Raw genomic sequence first — 208 nt, forward strand, 5'->3', positions numbered from 1 at the left:
GGCCAAGGTGGAAAAGCCGATGGTTTCCGGCGTCGACGGCATTGCGGTCGGCATCGGCACCACGCTCAACCTGCATTGCGACCTGACCTTCGCCACGCCGCGCACAATATTCCGGACGCCCTTCGTCGATCTCGGCCTTGTGCCGGAGGCCGGTTCGAGCCTGCTCGCGCCGCAGATCCTCGGCCGAAAAGCCCTCGCCGAGGCCAAG

General features: G+C 66.3%; 1 pseudogene. It reads left to right on the top strand.

The annotated features are described in order from the left end of the window. Positions 1 to 208 (top strand): annotated as a pseudogene (locus tag E5W70_RS26040) (enoyl-CoA hydratase/isomerase family protein); the annotation flags it as partial.

The sequence above is a fragment of the Mesorhizobium sp. genome (assembly GCF_005063415.1).
GTDB lineage: Bacteria > Pseudomonadota > Alphaproteobacteria > Rhizobiales > Rhizobiaceae > Mesorhizobium.